The sequence below is a fragment of the Microbacterium sp. KUDC0406 genome (assembly GCF_021582875.1).
Classification (GTDB): domain Bacteria; phylum Actinomycetota; class Actinomycetes; order Actinomycetales; family Microbacteriaceae; genus Microbacterium.
Genome location: NZ_CP091138.1, coordinates 3,127,953 through 3,141,444, shown reverse-complemented (window position 1 = coordinate 3,141,444; position 13,492 = coordinate 3,127,953). Strand labels below are relative to the sequence as shown.

Sequence of the window (13,492 nt, the reverse complement as noted above, 5' to 3'; positions counted from 1 at the left end):
CGTCAGATTACTGAACCCGGCGCGTTCCCGGGAGCCTCCTCCTCTCGACGGGTGAGCGCGGAGCCCGGCATCCGCTGCGCGCATTACGGTGGAGCCATGGCGGACGATGCACGCGAGACGGTCCTGATCCCCGGCGGCTCCTTCCGGATGGGCTCGGCCGAGTTCTATCCGGACGAGCAGCCGGTGCACGAGCGGCGCGTGGAGTCGTTCCGCATCGACCGGTACGCCGTGACCAACGCCGACTACGCCCGCTTCGTCGAGGACACCGGCTATGTGACGGTCGCCGAGCGGCCGCTCGATCCGGCCTCGTACCCCGGCGTCGCTGCCGAGGATCTCGTGCCCGGCGCGATGGTGTTCACCCCGACGAAGGGCCCGACCGACCTGCGCGACTGGCGCAACTGGTGGCGCTGGGAGACCGGTGCGCACTGGCGCGCGCCGTTCGGCCCCGGCTCCGGCATCGACGACCGGTTGGACCACCCCGTCGTGCATGTCGCGTACGAGGATGCCACGGCGTACGCCGAGTGGGCCGGGCGACGCCTGCCCACCGAGGCCGAGCACGAGTATGCCGCGCGCGGCGGCGTCGACGGCGCCCGGTTCGCCTGGGGCGACGAGCCGTATCCGGGCGGGCGCTCGCTGGCGAACTCCTGGCTGGGGCGCTTCCCCTACGACAACCGCGGTGTCGGCGGCACGGCACCCGTGGGCTCGTACCCCGAGAACGGCTACGGCCTGTTCGACATGATCGGCAACACCTGGGAGTGGACCACCGACTATTACACGCCACGGCATATCCTGCCGTCGGACCGCCCGGTGGATGCCGGCAAGCGGGCGAATCTGCTCGCCGCCGCGAGTCCTCGCGAGGGCGAGCAGATCCCGCGTCGCGTGCTCAAGGGCGGGTCGTTCCTGTGCTCGCCGGACTACTGCCTGCGCTTCCGGCCGGCGGCGAGGTCGCCGCAGGCCGAGGACACCGGGATGTCGCACGTCGGCTTCCGGCTGGCCTCCGATGCCTGACCCACGAGAAGGAGAGATGATGACGCGCCCCTACCTGGACAAGACCTCGCCCGACGTCTGGAAGGCGGCGGCGGCCATGTCGACGACGATCGCCGACGCCGCGGCGAGCGCCGGGCTCTCCCCCGCCGAGACCGAGTACATCAAGGTGCGCGCGTCGCAGCTGAACGGATGCCCGTTCTGCCTCGACCTGCACGCGCGCGAGGCGCGGGCCGCGGGCATCACGCAGCAGAAGCTCGACCTGCTGCCGGCCTGGCGCGATGCCGAGCTGTACTCCGAGCGCGAGGCGGCGATGCTGGCGATCGCCGAGGCCGCCACCCGGATGCCGCTCAGCGAGAACTCGGCCGCCGACCTGGCCGCCGCCCGCGGCGTGCTCGGCGACGAGGCGTTCGCGGCCGCGCGAGTGGGTCGCGGTCGCCATCAACCTGTTCAACCGGGTCTCGATCCTCAGCGAGCATCCGGTGCGGCCTCGGGATGCGGAGGGGAACGTGATCAGGTGAGCGACCTCGAGAAGAACCCACAGCTCGAGGTGCTCGAGCCCGGGCAGCCGTGCATCGGCGTCGAGGTGCTCGAGCCGCGAGAGGTGCCGCTCGGCGGCCCGCGCGCGATGACGGTGTACCGCACGCTGCCGCAGAAGCGTCGCTCCCTGGTGGGCGCGTGGTGCTTCCTCGATCACTACGGTCCCGACGACGTCGCGGTGTCCGGCGGCATGGAGGTGCCGGCGGCATCCGCACACCGGCCTCGCGACGGTGAGCTGGCTGTTCACCGGCGAGATCGACCACCTCGACTCGGGCGGCAACGCCGCCGCCGTGCGGCCCGGCGAGCTGAACCTGATGATCGCGGGCAGCGGCATCACGCACTCCGAGATCAGCACGCCCGACACGCGCACGCTGCACGGCGTGCAGCTCTGGTACGCATTGCCGGAGAGCACCCGGTTCACCGCGAACCACTTCGACCACTACGCCCCGGAGCCGGTGGTCGTGCCGGGGATGACCGCGCGGGTGTTCATCGGCTCGCTGCTCGGCTCCGCCTCGCCGGTCGAGACCCGCACGCCCGATCTGCTCGGCGCCGAGTTGATCCTCGAGCCGGGCGCCTCGGCGACCCTGACGGTGCGCGCCGACTTCGAGCACGCGCTGCTGACCGAGACCGGTGAGATCGACGTGAACGGCACTCCGGTCGCGCACCGCGAGCTCGGCTACGTGCCGACCGGGTCCGACACCCTGCATGTCACCGCCGGGCCGGACGGCGCTCGGGTGATCCTGCTCGGCGGGATCCCGCTGGGCGAGCAGATCGTGATGTGGTGGAACTTCGTCGGCCGCAGCCACGACGAGATCGTCGAGTACCGGCGCCGCTATCAGGCCGAGCTCGGCTTCGACCCCGCCGATCCGCGGGATGCCGGGAAGCCGGCGCTGTTCGGAGAATTCCCGCCCGGGCAGCGCGCTCCGCTGCCCGCACCGCCCATGCCCACCGTCCGGCTGCGGCCGCGCCAGTAGATCGAGGAGAAGAACCGATGACCCAGGACCGCTACATCGTGCAGCACCGCCCCGAGGAGTCGCGGTACGTGCTGCTCGACCGCGGCGAGGACGGCGCCGGTGACAAGGAGATCGGCGAGGAGTCCTACGTCGACGTCGCTGTGGACGGCGGCACGCAGCGCGTGCTGTTCCACACCGGCGTCTCGGAGGAGTACTCCGGCAGAGGCCTCGCCTCGGTGCTGGTCCGCGCGGCCGTGGACGACGTCGTCGCCTCCGGCGCGACGATCGTGCCGGTCTGTCCCTACGTGAAGGCGTGGCTGCCGAAGCATCCGGAGTACGACCCTCACGTCGTGCCGGCGCACCGGGAGCATCTCGAGGCGATCAAGGCACAGGAGCGGGGCTGATCTTCACCCGGCTCGGGTGAGGGACTATCGCTCGATATGCCGCTGCGGATAGCGTGACACCGACGGATGCCCGTCGGGGCTGCATCCGCCAGGGAAGGGAGCACCATGACCAAGGAATTCCAGGGGAAGATCGAGCTCGACGTCCGCGACTCCGTCGCGGACTGGGCACCCTACGAACCCACCCGCGCACCGGAGGGCTCGCCCAATATCCTCGTCATCCTCTACGACGACACCGGCATGGCATCGTGGTCGCCCTACGGCGGTCGGATCAACATGCCCACCCTCGACCGCCTGGCGGCGAACGGGCTGACCTACACCCAGTGGCACACCACCGCGCTGTGCTCGCCGACGCGGTCGACCTTCCTCACCGGACGCAACCACCACGTCAACGGCATGGGCAACATCATGGAGGGCACGAACGGATTCCCGGGGCTCTCCGGCCACATCCCGGCGTCGTGCGCCACGATCGGACAGGTGCTGCAGAAGAACGGCTACTCCACGTTCTGGGTCGGCAAGAATCACAACGTGCCCGAAGAGGACATCTCCACCGGCGGCAGCAAGGAGCAGTGGCCGCTCGCGCAGGGCTTCGACCGCTTCTACGGCTTCATCGGCGGCGAGACGAACAACTGGTACCCCGACCTCGTCGAGGACAACCACTTCATCGAGCCGCCGTACACGCCCGAGGAGGGCTACCACCTCTCGAAGGATCTCGCCGACCAGACGATCCGCCTGATCCGCGACCAGAACGCTTCGAACCCGTCCAAGCCCTGGTACACCTGGTTCTGCCCCGGCGCGAACCACGCGCCGCACCACGCGCCCAAGGACTACATCGACAAGTACAAGGGCGTCTTCGACGACGGCTACGACGCCTATCGGGAGTGGGTGCTCGGCCGCATGGTCGAACGCGGCATCCTGCCGGCCGACACGGCGCTGACGCCGATCAACCCGATGCCGGAGGACCAGGCGAACGCGGCCGACTTCGTCAAGCCGTGGGACACGCTCTCGGATGACGAGAAGCGCCTGTTCGCCCGCATGGCCGAGGTCTTCGCCGGCTTCAGCGAGTACACCGACGTGCAGATCGGCCGCATCATCGACTACCTGGAGGAGTCCGGTCAGCTCGACAACACGCTGATCTTCTACTGCGCCGACAACGGAGCCTCCGGCGAGGGCTCACCCGACGGCTCGGTCAACGAGAACAAGTTCTTCAACGGGTTCCCCGACGACCTGAAGGAGAACCTCGACAAGATCGGCGTGCTGGGCGGCCCCGAGACGTACAACCACTACCCCACCGGGTGGGCGACGGCGTTCTCGACCCCGTTCCAGATGTTCAAGCGGTACTCGCAGTTCTCGGGCGGCACGTGCGATCCGATGATCATCCACTGGCCCGCCGGCATCACGGCCAAGGGCGAGATCAGGCACCAGTACCACCACTCCACCGACATCGTCGCGACCGTGCTGGATGTGATCGGCGTCGAGATGCCCGACGTGTTCCGCGGTGTCGAGCAGCGCCCGCTGGACGGCGTCTCGATGCGGTACTCGTTCGACGCGACGCCGGACGCTCCGACCGAGAAGAAGGTGCAGTACTACGCGATGCTCGGCACCCGCCGGATCTGGAAGGACGGCTGGAAGGCCGCCGCCATCCACGCGCCGCTCACCGGCCACGGCCGGTTCGACGAGGACCGCTGGGAGCTCTACCACGTGGCCGAGGACCGATCCGAGTCGAAGGATCTCGCCGCCGAGCATCCGGAGAAGCTGCAGGAGCTGATCGACGCCTGGTTCGAGGAGGCCGAGAAGAACAACGTGCTGCCGCTGGACGACCGCTCAGCCCGCGACCAGCTCACCATCGAGCGCCCGCAGGCCGAGCCGCCGCGCACCCGGTACATCTACTACCCCGATACCACGGCGGTGGCCGAGAGCGTCGCGGTGAACGTGCGCGGCCGGTCCTACAAGATCATCGCCGACGTCGTGCTCGAGGAGGGCGCCGAGGGCGTGCTGTTCGCACACGGCTCCCGGTTCGGCGGCCACTCGCTGTTCATCAAGGACAACAGGCTGAACTACGTGTACAACTTCCTCGGCATCCCGCCGGAGCAGACGTTCACGTCGGAGCCCCTGGCCCCGGGCAAGCACGCGCTGGGCGTGGAGTTCATCCGTGAGAGCGCGGGCGAGCACGGCGAGTCGATCGGCACCGCGAAGCTCTACGTCGACGACCAGGTCGCAGCCTCGGGCCCGATGCGCGCCCAGGTCGGCAAGTTCACGCTGGCCGGCGACGGACTGTGCATCGGCTACGACAGCGGCGATGCGGTCAGCGGACAGTACAGCGACGGCTTCCCGTTCACCGGCGGCAAGCTGCTCGGCGTGGGCGTGGACGTCAGCGAGGAGCAGTACCTCGACCTCGAACTCGAGGCTCTCGCCGCGCTCGCGCGCGAGTAGCCGGCATCCGCACGCCGAACGGGGCGGGAGGGCTTCGGCCCTCCCGCCCCGTTCGTGTTCACCTCGGTCGTTGAGCGAGCGAGGAACGAGTGAGACGAAACGCCGTGACGTGCCTGGCGGACGTGACGCGTTTCGTCTCGGTCGCAGGCTGCCTCGCTCAACGACCGGTGCGCGGCTACGCGGGGAGCGGCTCGTCGCGGTAGAGCGCCTCGAAGGTGTCGAGAGTGCGGTTGATGTCGTGCACCGCGACGCCGTCGAGCGACGCGCGCTGCAGCCGCTCGTACTCCTCCGGAGTCGCGGTGAGCACGCGCGTGATCTTCTCGGCGAGGTCGTCGACGTTCCCGGGCTCGAACAGGTACCCGTTCTCGCCGTCGTGCACCAGGTGCGGCAGCGCCACGGCATCCGCCCCGACCACCGGCAGTGCCGAGGCCATCGCCTCCATCGTGACGATCGACTGCAGTTCGGCGATCGACGCGATCACGAAGACGGATGCCCGGGAGTAGAGGTCGCGCAGCTCCTCATCGCTCACCCGGCCGTGGAAGGTGACGCGCTCGGACAGGCCGAGCTTCTCGGCGAGGTGCTCGAGGTTCTTGCGCTGGTCGCCGCCTCCGGCGATGTCGAAGTGCACGTCGAGCGCGGGGTCGAGCTGCGCCATCGCGCGCAGCACCACGTCGACCTGCTTCTCACCGGTGAGCCGGCCCACGAACAGCATCCGGTTCTTCGTGCGCGGAGCGAGCACAGGAGTGTAGTTGCGCCGGTCGATGCCGCACGAGACCGGCACCACGCCGGTGACGTCGATCGTCTTCTCGAGGAAGTCCGCGGCCTTGCGCGTGGGCGTCGTCACCGCGCGAGCCATGTGCAGCGTGCGCTCGGCGTCGTCCCAGGCCAGCTTCAGCACCGGGCGGTTGACGAAGTCCGGCATGGTCGTGTGGTCGAGGATGTTCTCGGCCATGACGTGATTGGTCGCGACGATCGGGATGCCGCGCTGCCGAGCGATGCGGGCGAGCCCGCGGCCGATCACGATGTGCGACTGGATGTGCACCACGTCGGGCTGCACTTCGCTGAGCACCTTGCGGGCGTAGTGCTTCGAGCGCCACGGCCAGACGAACCGCAGCCAGTCGTGCGGCAGCCAGCGCACCGACGGCAGCCGGTGCATGGTCAGGGGCTGCCCCTCGATGACCTCGGTGCGGGCCTCGGAGCGGCGGTAGCGGGTGTTCGGCGCGACGACGTGCACGTCGTGCCCGCGCTCGACCAGGCCGGCGGCGAGCCGTTCGGCGAAGCGGGCGGCCCCGTTGATGTCGGGATAGAACGTGTCGCAGCCGATGAGGATGGTCAGCGGGCGGGCTGCCGGGGTCGCCGGCTCCACGCGATGATCGTCGGAGGATGTCACGGAGTAGTCGCTCCCAGTGCGGCCGGATGGATGCCCGGTCGGGCGCACCCCACCCTACCCGAGGGGCCTGCAGCGACCGTGGAGCCCGCACCGAACGGCATCCTCACGATCGTGGGCCTCAGTAAAAGATTCACTATAATTGCGTCATGGGTACGACGTCCACATCGTCCGGGCCGGCGGTCGCCGACCTCCTCGAGGGCATCGGCGACACGGTCCGCTCGCTGCGCAAGAAGAAGAAGCTCACGCTCGCGGAGCTCGCCGACGCCACGGGGCTGAGCCCCGCGATCATCAGTCAGCTCGAACGCGGCCTGGCGAACCCGTCGTTCACCACACTCGCGCAGCTGGCGCACGGCCTGGACATCCCGGTGGGCCGACTGCTGCCATCGCACCAGTCGACGAAATCGCCGGTGGTGCGCCGGGAGGAGCGGCGCGATCTGCGCGGAGCGACTCCGGAAGGGATGGGCAGCGCGGTGTACGAGCTCCTCGTGCCAGACCTCAACGGAGCGCTCGAAGCCCACTGGGTCGTCTCCGGCCCGGGGCACGACACCAGCGCAACGCCGTTCACCCACGGCGGCGAGGAGTTCGGCCTCATCATCTCGGGGCAGAAGGAGGTCTGCGTCGACGGAGAGCTCTTCCTGCTCAACGCCGGCGATTCCATCCGCTTCGACTCCACCAAGCCGCACTGGTTCCGCAACACCTCGTCCGAGCAGTGCGTCGCCGTCTGGGTCAACACGCCTCCGACCTGGTGACCATGCCCGACTCCACCCGCCCCCTGGACGGCATCCGCGTCGTCGACTTCACACAGGTCATGCTCGGCCCGTCCTGCACCCAGATGCTGGGCGATTTCGGCGCCGACGTGATCAAGGTGGAGCGCCCCGGGGCGGAGACCTGTCCCGAACAGGAGTCCTCGCGGACACGGGTGGCGACAATCCCGTCTTCCTCGCCCTCAACCGCAACAAGCGGGGGATCGTCGTGGACCTCACCACCACCGCGGGGCGGGAGGCGGTCACCGACCTCATCCGGAGCGCGGATGTCGTGGTGAGCAATTTCCGCCCGGGCGTCATGGAGCGTCTCGGCTTCGGGGCGGACGCCGTCGCCGAGCTGAACCCTCGGGCGATCTGGGCGTGCGGATCCGGATTCGGCTCGTCCGGTCCCTACGCGCACAAGGGCGGGCAGGACATCCTCGGGCAGTCCTATTCAGGAGTCATGAAGCGCCTCGCGGATCCCTCGTACCCGGTGACCATCTATGCGACACCCATCGCCGATTACACCGCCGGACTCCATCTCGTTCAGGGCATCCTGCTCGCGCTGCTGCACCGCGAGCGCACGGGCGTCGGCCAGAGTGTCGAGGTGAGCCTGTACAACTCGATGCTGGCCATGCAGATGCAGGAAGCCACCACACGATTGATGTTCGACCAGGAGCTCAATTGGGCGCTGATGCCCCTGAGCGGCTGCTTTCCGACCAGCGATGCGGAGATCGTCATCATCGGCGCCTTCAAAGAGAACCCGCTGGCGGACATCTGTCGAGCGCTCGACCTCCCGGACCTCTCCGCCGAGGAGCGCTTCGGCACGCTCGACGAGCTCAAGCAGAACCGCCGGGAGATCCGCGGCATCATCGGCGATCGCCTGCGAGAGGACACCGCCGCGCACTGGCTCGCCGCCCTGGAACGCGAAGACGTCCTGTGCGGCCCCGTCCGCACACTGACCGAGGCGCTCCAGGATCCGCAGACCGCGCACAACGGGATGATCCTCGAGTTCGAGGATCAGGACGGTCGCACCGTCCGCACGATCGCACCGCCGATCACCCTGTCGGATGTGCCGGCACTCGTCCGCCACGCACCGCCGAGGCTCGGCGAGCACTCGGAGGAGATCCTCCGAGAACTCGGGTACGACGACGCCAGAATCAGCACCATGAAGACAGACAAGTCGATTCAGTGAAGATCTTGTTTGATATTTCAAATTTCTTCAGTAAGCTGAAATCACCGCACTGAGGCATCCGGAGCCTCACTCGAACACCGCAGCCGCGCTGACGTCGCTGCTGCCTGAGCACTCACCGTCTCATTCGTTCATACCCGGACCCTTCGGCATGCCCGGAGAGCCCTGCAAGCAGAGCCGCTTGGCAAGGAGCATCATGACAGACACAACCGTCGCCCCCTCCCGCACGATCCATCGCTTGACGCCCGAGGCGAAGAGAGGTCTTCTCGGCCTGGGCCTCGGCAACACCCTCGAGTGGTACGACTGGATGATCTTCGGACTCCTGTCCACATACCTCGGCCCGAAGTTCTTCCCGTCCGAGGACCCCGTCGCCGCGACCATGAACGCCCTCGCGGTGTTCGCCGTCGGATTCTTCTTCCGCCCGCTCGGCGGCATCGTCCTCGGCACGGCCGCCGACCGCATCGGCCGTCGCAAGGTGATGATGCTCTCGATCGTCCTGATGGCGATCAGCACGCTCGTGATCGCCGTCGTCCCGACCTACGAGGTCATCGGGGCCTGGGCCGGGATCATCCTGCTGCTCTGCCGCGTCGTGCAGGGCATCTCCACCGGAGTGGAAGCGCCGCTGTCGACCGCGCACGCCGTCGAGCTCGTCTCGGAAGGGCGCGAGGGATTCGTCGCCGGCATCATCTCCTTCTTCGTGAACATCGGCATCGTGGGCGCGCCGCTGGTGACATGGCTGGTCACCCTCGCCGTCGCCGAACCGCAGATGTCCGAGTGGGGCTGGCGGATCCCGTTCTTCGTCGGCGCCCTGCTGAGCGTGGTCATCATCTATCTGCGTCGCACCCTGCCTGAGACGATGACGAAGGAGGAGCTGACCGACACCTCGACCGGATCCGTGTGGACGGGCGTCCGGCGGAGCTGGCTGAGCGTCCTGGCGATCGTCTTCGTGGTCGGCGCCGTCCAGGCCTACAACTACGCCTGGAACGTCGGACTCCCGAACGCCGCGCGCACCACCATGCACGAGGACTCCAGCGCCGTCTTCGGGTTCACCACGCTGCTCGGGCTCGTCATGGTCTTCGGCAGCCTCATCGTCGGCAGGCTCACCGATGGGCGCTCGCTGTCGCGCTGGTTCATCGTGACCCGTCTGCTGGCGATCCCCTCGGTGTTCATCATGCTCCTCTACGTGCAGCCAGGACTGGGCGGCTTCGCCGCGGTGCTGCTGGGCGGGTCCGTGGTGCTGGTGCTCAACATGACGCTCTACAACGTCGTCTCCGCATCCCTCATGCCGAAGGTCTACCGGCGGAGCGGGCGCATCCCTCGGATACGGTCTCGGCGTCGCGATCTTCGGCGGCACCGCCTCCTACCTGCTCGTCTGGTTCCAGACCCTGGGCCTGTACTGGCTGTTCCCCACCTACGTCGCGGTGCTCTGCGCCCTCAGCGTCGTCCTCTACCTCGTCGCCCGCCGTGTCAACGGCATCCACCTCGGAAAGTGATCCCCGCAATGTTGAACAGCACCGAACTCGCCGTCACCACCGACGACCTGCAGGCGCCGATCGTCTCCCGCTCCGACGTCGTCGTCGTGGGCGGAGGCCCGGCCGGAGTCGCCGCGGCCGTCACCGCCGCCCGCTCCGGCGTGTCCGTCACCCTCATCGAGCGCTATCCCTCCCTCGGCGGGCTCGCCGCCGGGGGCATGGTCCTCGTCCTCGACGACATGATCAACGGCCAGGAGATCACCGTCACCGGCATCGTGTCCGAGTACATCGAGCGCCTTCAGAAGCTCGGTCTCGCCGTCGTCCCGCCCAAGGAGGATCGCCGGCAGTCGCAGGAGCTGTGGAACAAGTGGGGCCGCTGGGGCACCTTCGACTTCCACAGCCACACCCAGCCCAAGCCCGTCTGCTACGCCGCGGCGTTCGACCCGGACGGCTGGAAGCGGGTCTCGAACGACCTCGTCCGTGAGGCAGGGGTGAAACTCGCGCTGCACTCGGTGTTCTCCCGCCCCATCGTCGACGGCGGCGTCATGAAGGGCGTGATCGTGGAGACGAAGGCAGGGCCGCAGGCCTACCTCGCCGACATCGTCATCGACACCACCGGCGACATCGACGTGGCATCCAGAGCCGGTGCGGACTACACCCAGGGCAGCTATCTCACGACCCTCGTCTTCCGACTCGGCGGTGTCGACACGGCGCGCGCAGAGGAGTTCGAGCAGCAGGACCCGAAGGCGGCGCGGGCGATCAACCGCAAGGCCAAGCGCATCCTCGGCGGAGCATGGGAGCTGTGGTGGCTGAAGACCCCGCTTCCGGGCGTCGTCTGGTGCAACGCCCCGCACATGCGGGGATTCGACGGCACCGATCCGATCTCGCTGACCGAGGCGGAGTTCACCGCACGCGACCGCATCGCCGAGGCCGTGGACTACGTCCGCGAGAACCTGCCCGGCTTCGAGAACGCCTATGTCCTCGACACCGCGCCGCAGATGGGCGTGCGGCAGACCCGTCTGCTGCAGGGTGAGTACGTGATGACCAAGGATGACGTCGTGCAGCGCCGCCACTTCGCGGACAGCGTCGCCCGCGGCCGCGACTACTACTACCCCTACCGCTCGCTGCTGCCGAAGAACGTGGATCAGCTGCTGGTCGCCGGCCGCCACTACTCGGCGACGTCGGAGGCGCAGAAGTCGTCCCGCGAGATCCCGCCGTGCATGGCGATGGGACAGGCGACGGGCGTCGCCGCAGCGCTGGCGCTGTCGCAGGGCAGGCTCGTCCGCGACGTCGACGCCGTCGAGATCCAGGCGGGCATGCGCCGGCACAACGCCGATCCCGGCGATCGTCCCTCTGCCAACGCGACGATCATCGAGGAGGCCCTGGTATGACGGCCGCCCTCCCCCTCGACGGCATCACCGTCGTGGACTTCACCCAGGTCTTCATGGGCCCCAGCTGCACGCAGCTGCTCGGGGACTTCGGCGCCGACGTCATCAAGATCGAGAAGCCGGGGACGGGCGACACCTCGCGCAACTCCTATCCCGACCGGGATGGCCAGGACAACCCGATCTTCCAGTCGATCAACCGCAACAAGCGCGGGCTGTCGATCGACACCAAGAGCGAGGAGGGGCGGGACGTCCTGCGCCGCATCATCGCCGATGCGGATGTGGTGGTGAGCAACTTCCGGGCCGGCGTCATGGAGCGCATGGGCTTCGGATACGAGGAGCTCCGCGCGACCAACCCCGGGCTCGTCTGGGCGTCGGGAACGGGGTTCGGCACATCCGGCCCCTACGCCGGCCTCGGTGGACAGGATGTCGTGAATCAGGCGTACTCCGGAGTGATGTGGCGCCGCAGCGGCACCGACGATCCGCTGTCCATCTACCCGACGACGCTCTGCGACTACACGACGGGCATGCACCTCTTCCAGGGGATCCTGCTCGCGCTGCGCGCCCGCGAAGCGACCGGCGAAGGGCAGAAGGTCGAGGTGACGATGTACGACTCCATGCTGCATATGCAGATGCAGGAGGCGTGCATGCAGCTCAACCGCGGATACGAGGTCAACTGGGGACGGATGCCGCTCTCGGCGGTGTTCGCGACGACCGACGGAGCGGTCTGCATGGTGGGCGGTTTCACGCCCGACCCCCTCACCCACATCTCCCGTGCGCTCGAGTTCGACGAGGACCTCACCGACCGCCCGGAGTTCGCCACGTTCGACGACCAGATGGCCAATCGTGTCCGACTGCACGAGGTGCTCGCGGCGCAGGTCGCGACCGACACCACTGCGCATTGGACGGCACGGCTCGAGGCCGAGGGGGTGCTCAACGCCCCCGTGCGCACCTTGGCCGAGACGCTGGATGACGCGCAGACCAGTGCGAACGGCATGATCCTGGAGGCGGAGCACCCGACCGCGGGACGTTCCGGATGCTGGATGCGCCGATCCACCTGTCCGGGACGCCGGCCGCAGTCCGGCGGGTCGCACCGCGCCTGGGCGAGCACAACGTCGAGGTGCTGCGCGAGAACGGCTTCGACGACGACACGATCTCACGACTGCAGGAGCTGGGAGTGCTGCGATGACCGAGAACACGGAACGGATCGACGAGGTCCGCCTGACGATCGACGAGCGGCGGGTGGCGACGGTCACGATCGACCGCCAGCACGTGCTCAATGCGGTGGACGGCCGCACCCTCGCACGTCTCAACGAGATCTGGACGCAGCTGGAATCCGACGAGTCGATCCGCGCGGTGGTCATCACCGGCGCGGGCGATCGTGCGTTCTGCGCCGGTGCCGACATGACGGCGAGCAGCGTCGAGAAGACCGGTGTGGAGTACTGGGCGGACTACGACCCGAACGGCTTCGGCGGCCTCAGTCTTCGGAGCACGCTCGACGTGCCCGTCATCGCCAAGGTCAACGGGTACGCACTCGGCGGCGGCATGGAGATCGTGCTGGGCGCCGACATCGTCGTCGCCTCCGAGAACGCGCAGTTCGCTCTGCCGGAGCCACGAGTCGGCCGGCTGGCGCTGGACGGCGGGATACCGAAGCTGGTGCGCCGCATCCCCCATACCCAGGCCATGGGCATGCTGCTCACCGGCCGCAAGGCGCCCGCGGCGGAGATGGCGCAGTTCGGGCTGGTGAACGAGATCGCTCCCCACGACGAGCTGTCCGATGCCGTGGAGCGCTGGGTCGCGCAGATCCTCCTCTGCGCACCGACCTCGGTCCGCGCGGTCAAGCAGATGGTCAACCGCACCGCCCACCTCACGGCGGCCGAAGCACGGGACGCCCGGCTGCCCGCGCTGATGACCTCGCTCGCTTCCTCGGAGCAGGACGAGGGCGTTCGGGCATTCCAGGAGAAGCGTCTTCCGTCATGGGCGGCCACCTCATGACGGC

At 68.4% G+C, this 13,492-nt stretch carries 8 protein-coding genes and 5 pseudogenes; 12 read left to right on the top strand and 1 reads right to left on the bottom strand.

What is annotated here, in order from left to right:
• The first annotated feature begins 96 nt into the window (after positions 1–96).
• The 5 genes and pseudogenes from L2X99_RS15485 to L2X99_RS15465 all read left to right on the top strand — a co-directional run bounded on the left by L2X99_RS15485 (position 97) and on the right by L2X99_RS15465 (position 5,311).
• The gene (locus L2X99_RS15485; protein ID WP_236125971.1) at positions 97–1,008 is read left to right on the top strand and encodes a formylglycine-generating enzyme family protein; all 912 of its coding nucleotides are present in this window, start codon (positions 97–99) and stop codon (positions 1,006–1,008) included.
• Positions 1,001–1,258 (top strand): annotated as a pseudogene (locus tag L2X99_RS18700) (carboxymuconolactone decarboxylase family protein); the annotation flags it as partial. The gene L2X99_RS15485 and the pseudogene L2X99_RS18700, both read left to right, overlap by 8 nt.
• Before the next feature lie 243 nt (positions 1,259–1,501).
• Positions 1,502–2,498 (top strand): annotated as a pseudogene (locus L2X99_RS15475) (pirin family protein).
• Positions 2,499–2,515: 17 nt separating this feature from the next.
• Entirely contained in the window at positions 2,516–2,881 is a 366-nt protein-coding gene (locus L2X99_RS15470) for a GNAT family N-acetyltransferase (protein WP_236125973.1), read from the top strand.
• Positions 2,882–2,986: 105 nt separating this feature from the next.
• Positions 2,987–5,311 carry an arylsulfatase gene (locus L2X99_RS15465; RefSeq protein ID WP_236135362.1) on the top strand — a complete coding sequence of 775 codons (2,325 nt, stop codon included), beginning with the start codon at positions 2,987–2,989 and terminating at the stop codon, positions 5,309–5,311.
• A gap of 175 nt (positions 5,312–5,486) precedes the next feature.
• On the opposite strand, the gene L2X99_RS15460 is transcribed toward L2X99_RS15465, so the two are convergent.
• The gene (locus L2X99_RS15460) at positions 5,487–6,677 is read right to left on the bottom strand and encodes a glycosyltransferase (protein ID WP_236135361.1); all 1,191 of its coding nucleotides are present in this window, start codon (positions 6,675–6,677) and stop codon (positions 5,487–5,489) included.
• 170 nt (positions 6,678–6,847) lie between these two features.
• Here L2X99_RS15460 and L2X99_RS15455 point away from each other — a divergent pair, with 170 nt between their 5' ends.
• The 7 genes and pseudogenes from L2X99_RS15455 (at position 6,848) to L2X99_RS15430 (ending at position 13,488) form a co-directional block, all read left to right on the top strand.
• Complete coding sequence (locus tag L2X99_RS15455) at positions 6,848–7,450, top strand: helix-turn-helix domain-containing protein (RefSeq protein ID WP_236125976.1); 603 nt, start codon at positions 6,848–6,850, stop codon at positions 7,448–7,450.
• A gap of 2 nt (positions 7,451–7,452) precedes the next feature.
• Positions 7,453–7,584: pseudogene (locus L2X99_RS18695) on the top strand (CoA transferase); the annotation flags it as partial.
• A complete protein-coding gene (locus L2X99_RS15450) occupies positions 7,524–8,639 on the top strand; it encodes a CoA transferase (protein ID WP_268928581.1) in 1,116 nt (371 codons plus the stop codon). The pseudogene L2X99_RS18695 and the gene L2X99_RS15450, both read left to right, overlap by 61 nt.
• 148 nt (positions 8,640–8,787) lie before the next feature.
• Positions 8,788–9,870: pseudogene (locus L2X99_RS15445) on the top strand (MFS transporter); the annotation flags it as partial.
• 267 nt (positions 9,871–10,137) lie between these two features.
• Positions 10,138–11,499: an FAD-dependent oxidoreductase gene (locus tag L2X99_RS15440; RefSeq protein ID WP_236125978.1), complete on the top strand. Its 1,362-nt coding sequence runs from the start codon at positions 10,138–10,140 to the stop codon at positions 11,497–11,499.
• Positions 11,496–12,682 (top strand): annotated as a pseudogene (locus L2X99_RS15435) (CaiB/BaiF CoA transferase family protein). Before L2X99_RS15440 ends, L2X99_RS15435 begins: the two are co-directional and overlap by 4 nt.
• Positions 12,679–13,488, top strand: coding sequence for an enoyl-CoA hydratase-related protein (locus L2X99_RS15430; RefSeq protein ID WP_236125979.1), 810 nt, complete (start codon positions 12,679–12,681; stop codon positions 13,486–13,488). The pseudogene L2X99_RS15435 and the gene L2X99_RS15430 overlap by 4 nt, the downstream one beginning before the upstream one ends.
• The last annotated feature ends 4 nt before the right edge of the window (positions 13,489–13,492 follow it).

What these genes read in the sequence shown, in the direction of transcription:
- L2X99_RS15485 (WP_236125971.1), top strand. Translation starts at nt 97, where the DNA reads ATGGCGGACGATGCACGCGAGACGGTCCTGATCCCCGGCGGCTCCTTC.
- L2X99_RS15470 (WP_236125973.1), top strand. Translation starts at nt 2,516, where the DNA reads ATGACCCAGGACCGCTACATCGTGCAGCACCGCCCCGAGGAGTCGCGG.
- L2X99_RS15465 (WP_236135362.1), top strand. Translation starts at nt 2,987, where the DNA reads ATGACCAAGGAATTCCAGGGGAAGATCGAGCTCGACGTCCGCGACTCC.
- L2X99_RS15455 (WP_236125976.1), top strand. Translation starts at nt 6,848, where the DNA reads ATGGGTACGACGTCCACATCGTCCGGGCCGGCGGTCGCCGACCTCCTC.
- L2X99_RS15440 (WP_236125978.1), top strand. Translation starts at nt 10,138, where the DNA reads ATGTTGAACAGCACCGAACTCGCCGTCACCACCGACGACCTGCAGGCG.
- L2X99_RS15430 (WP_236125979.1), top strand. Translation starts at nt 12,679, where the DNA reads ATGACCGAGAACACGGAACGGATCGACGAGGTCCGCCTGACGATCGAC.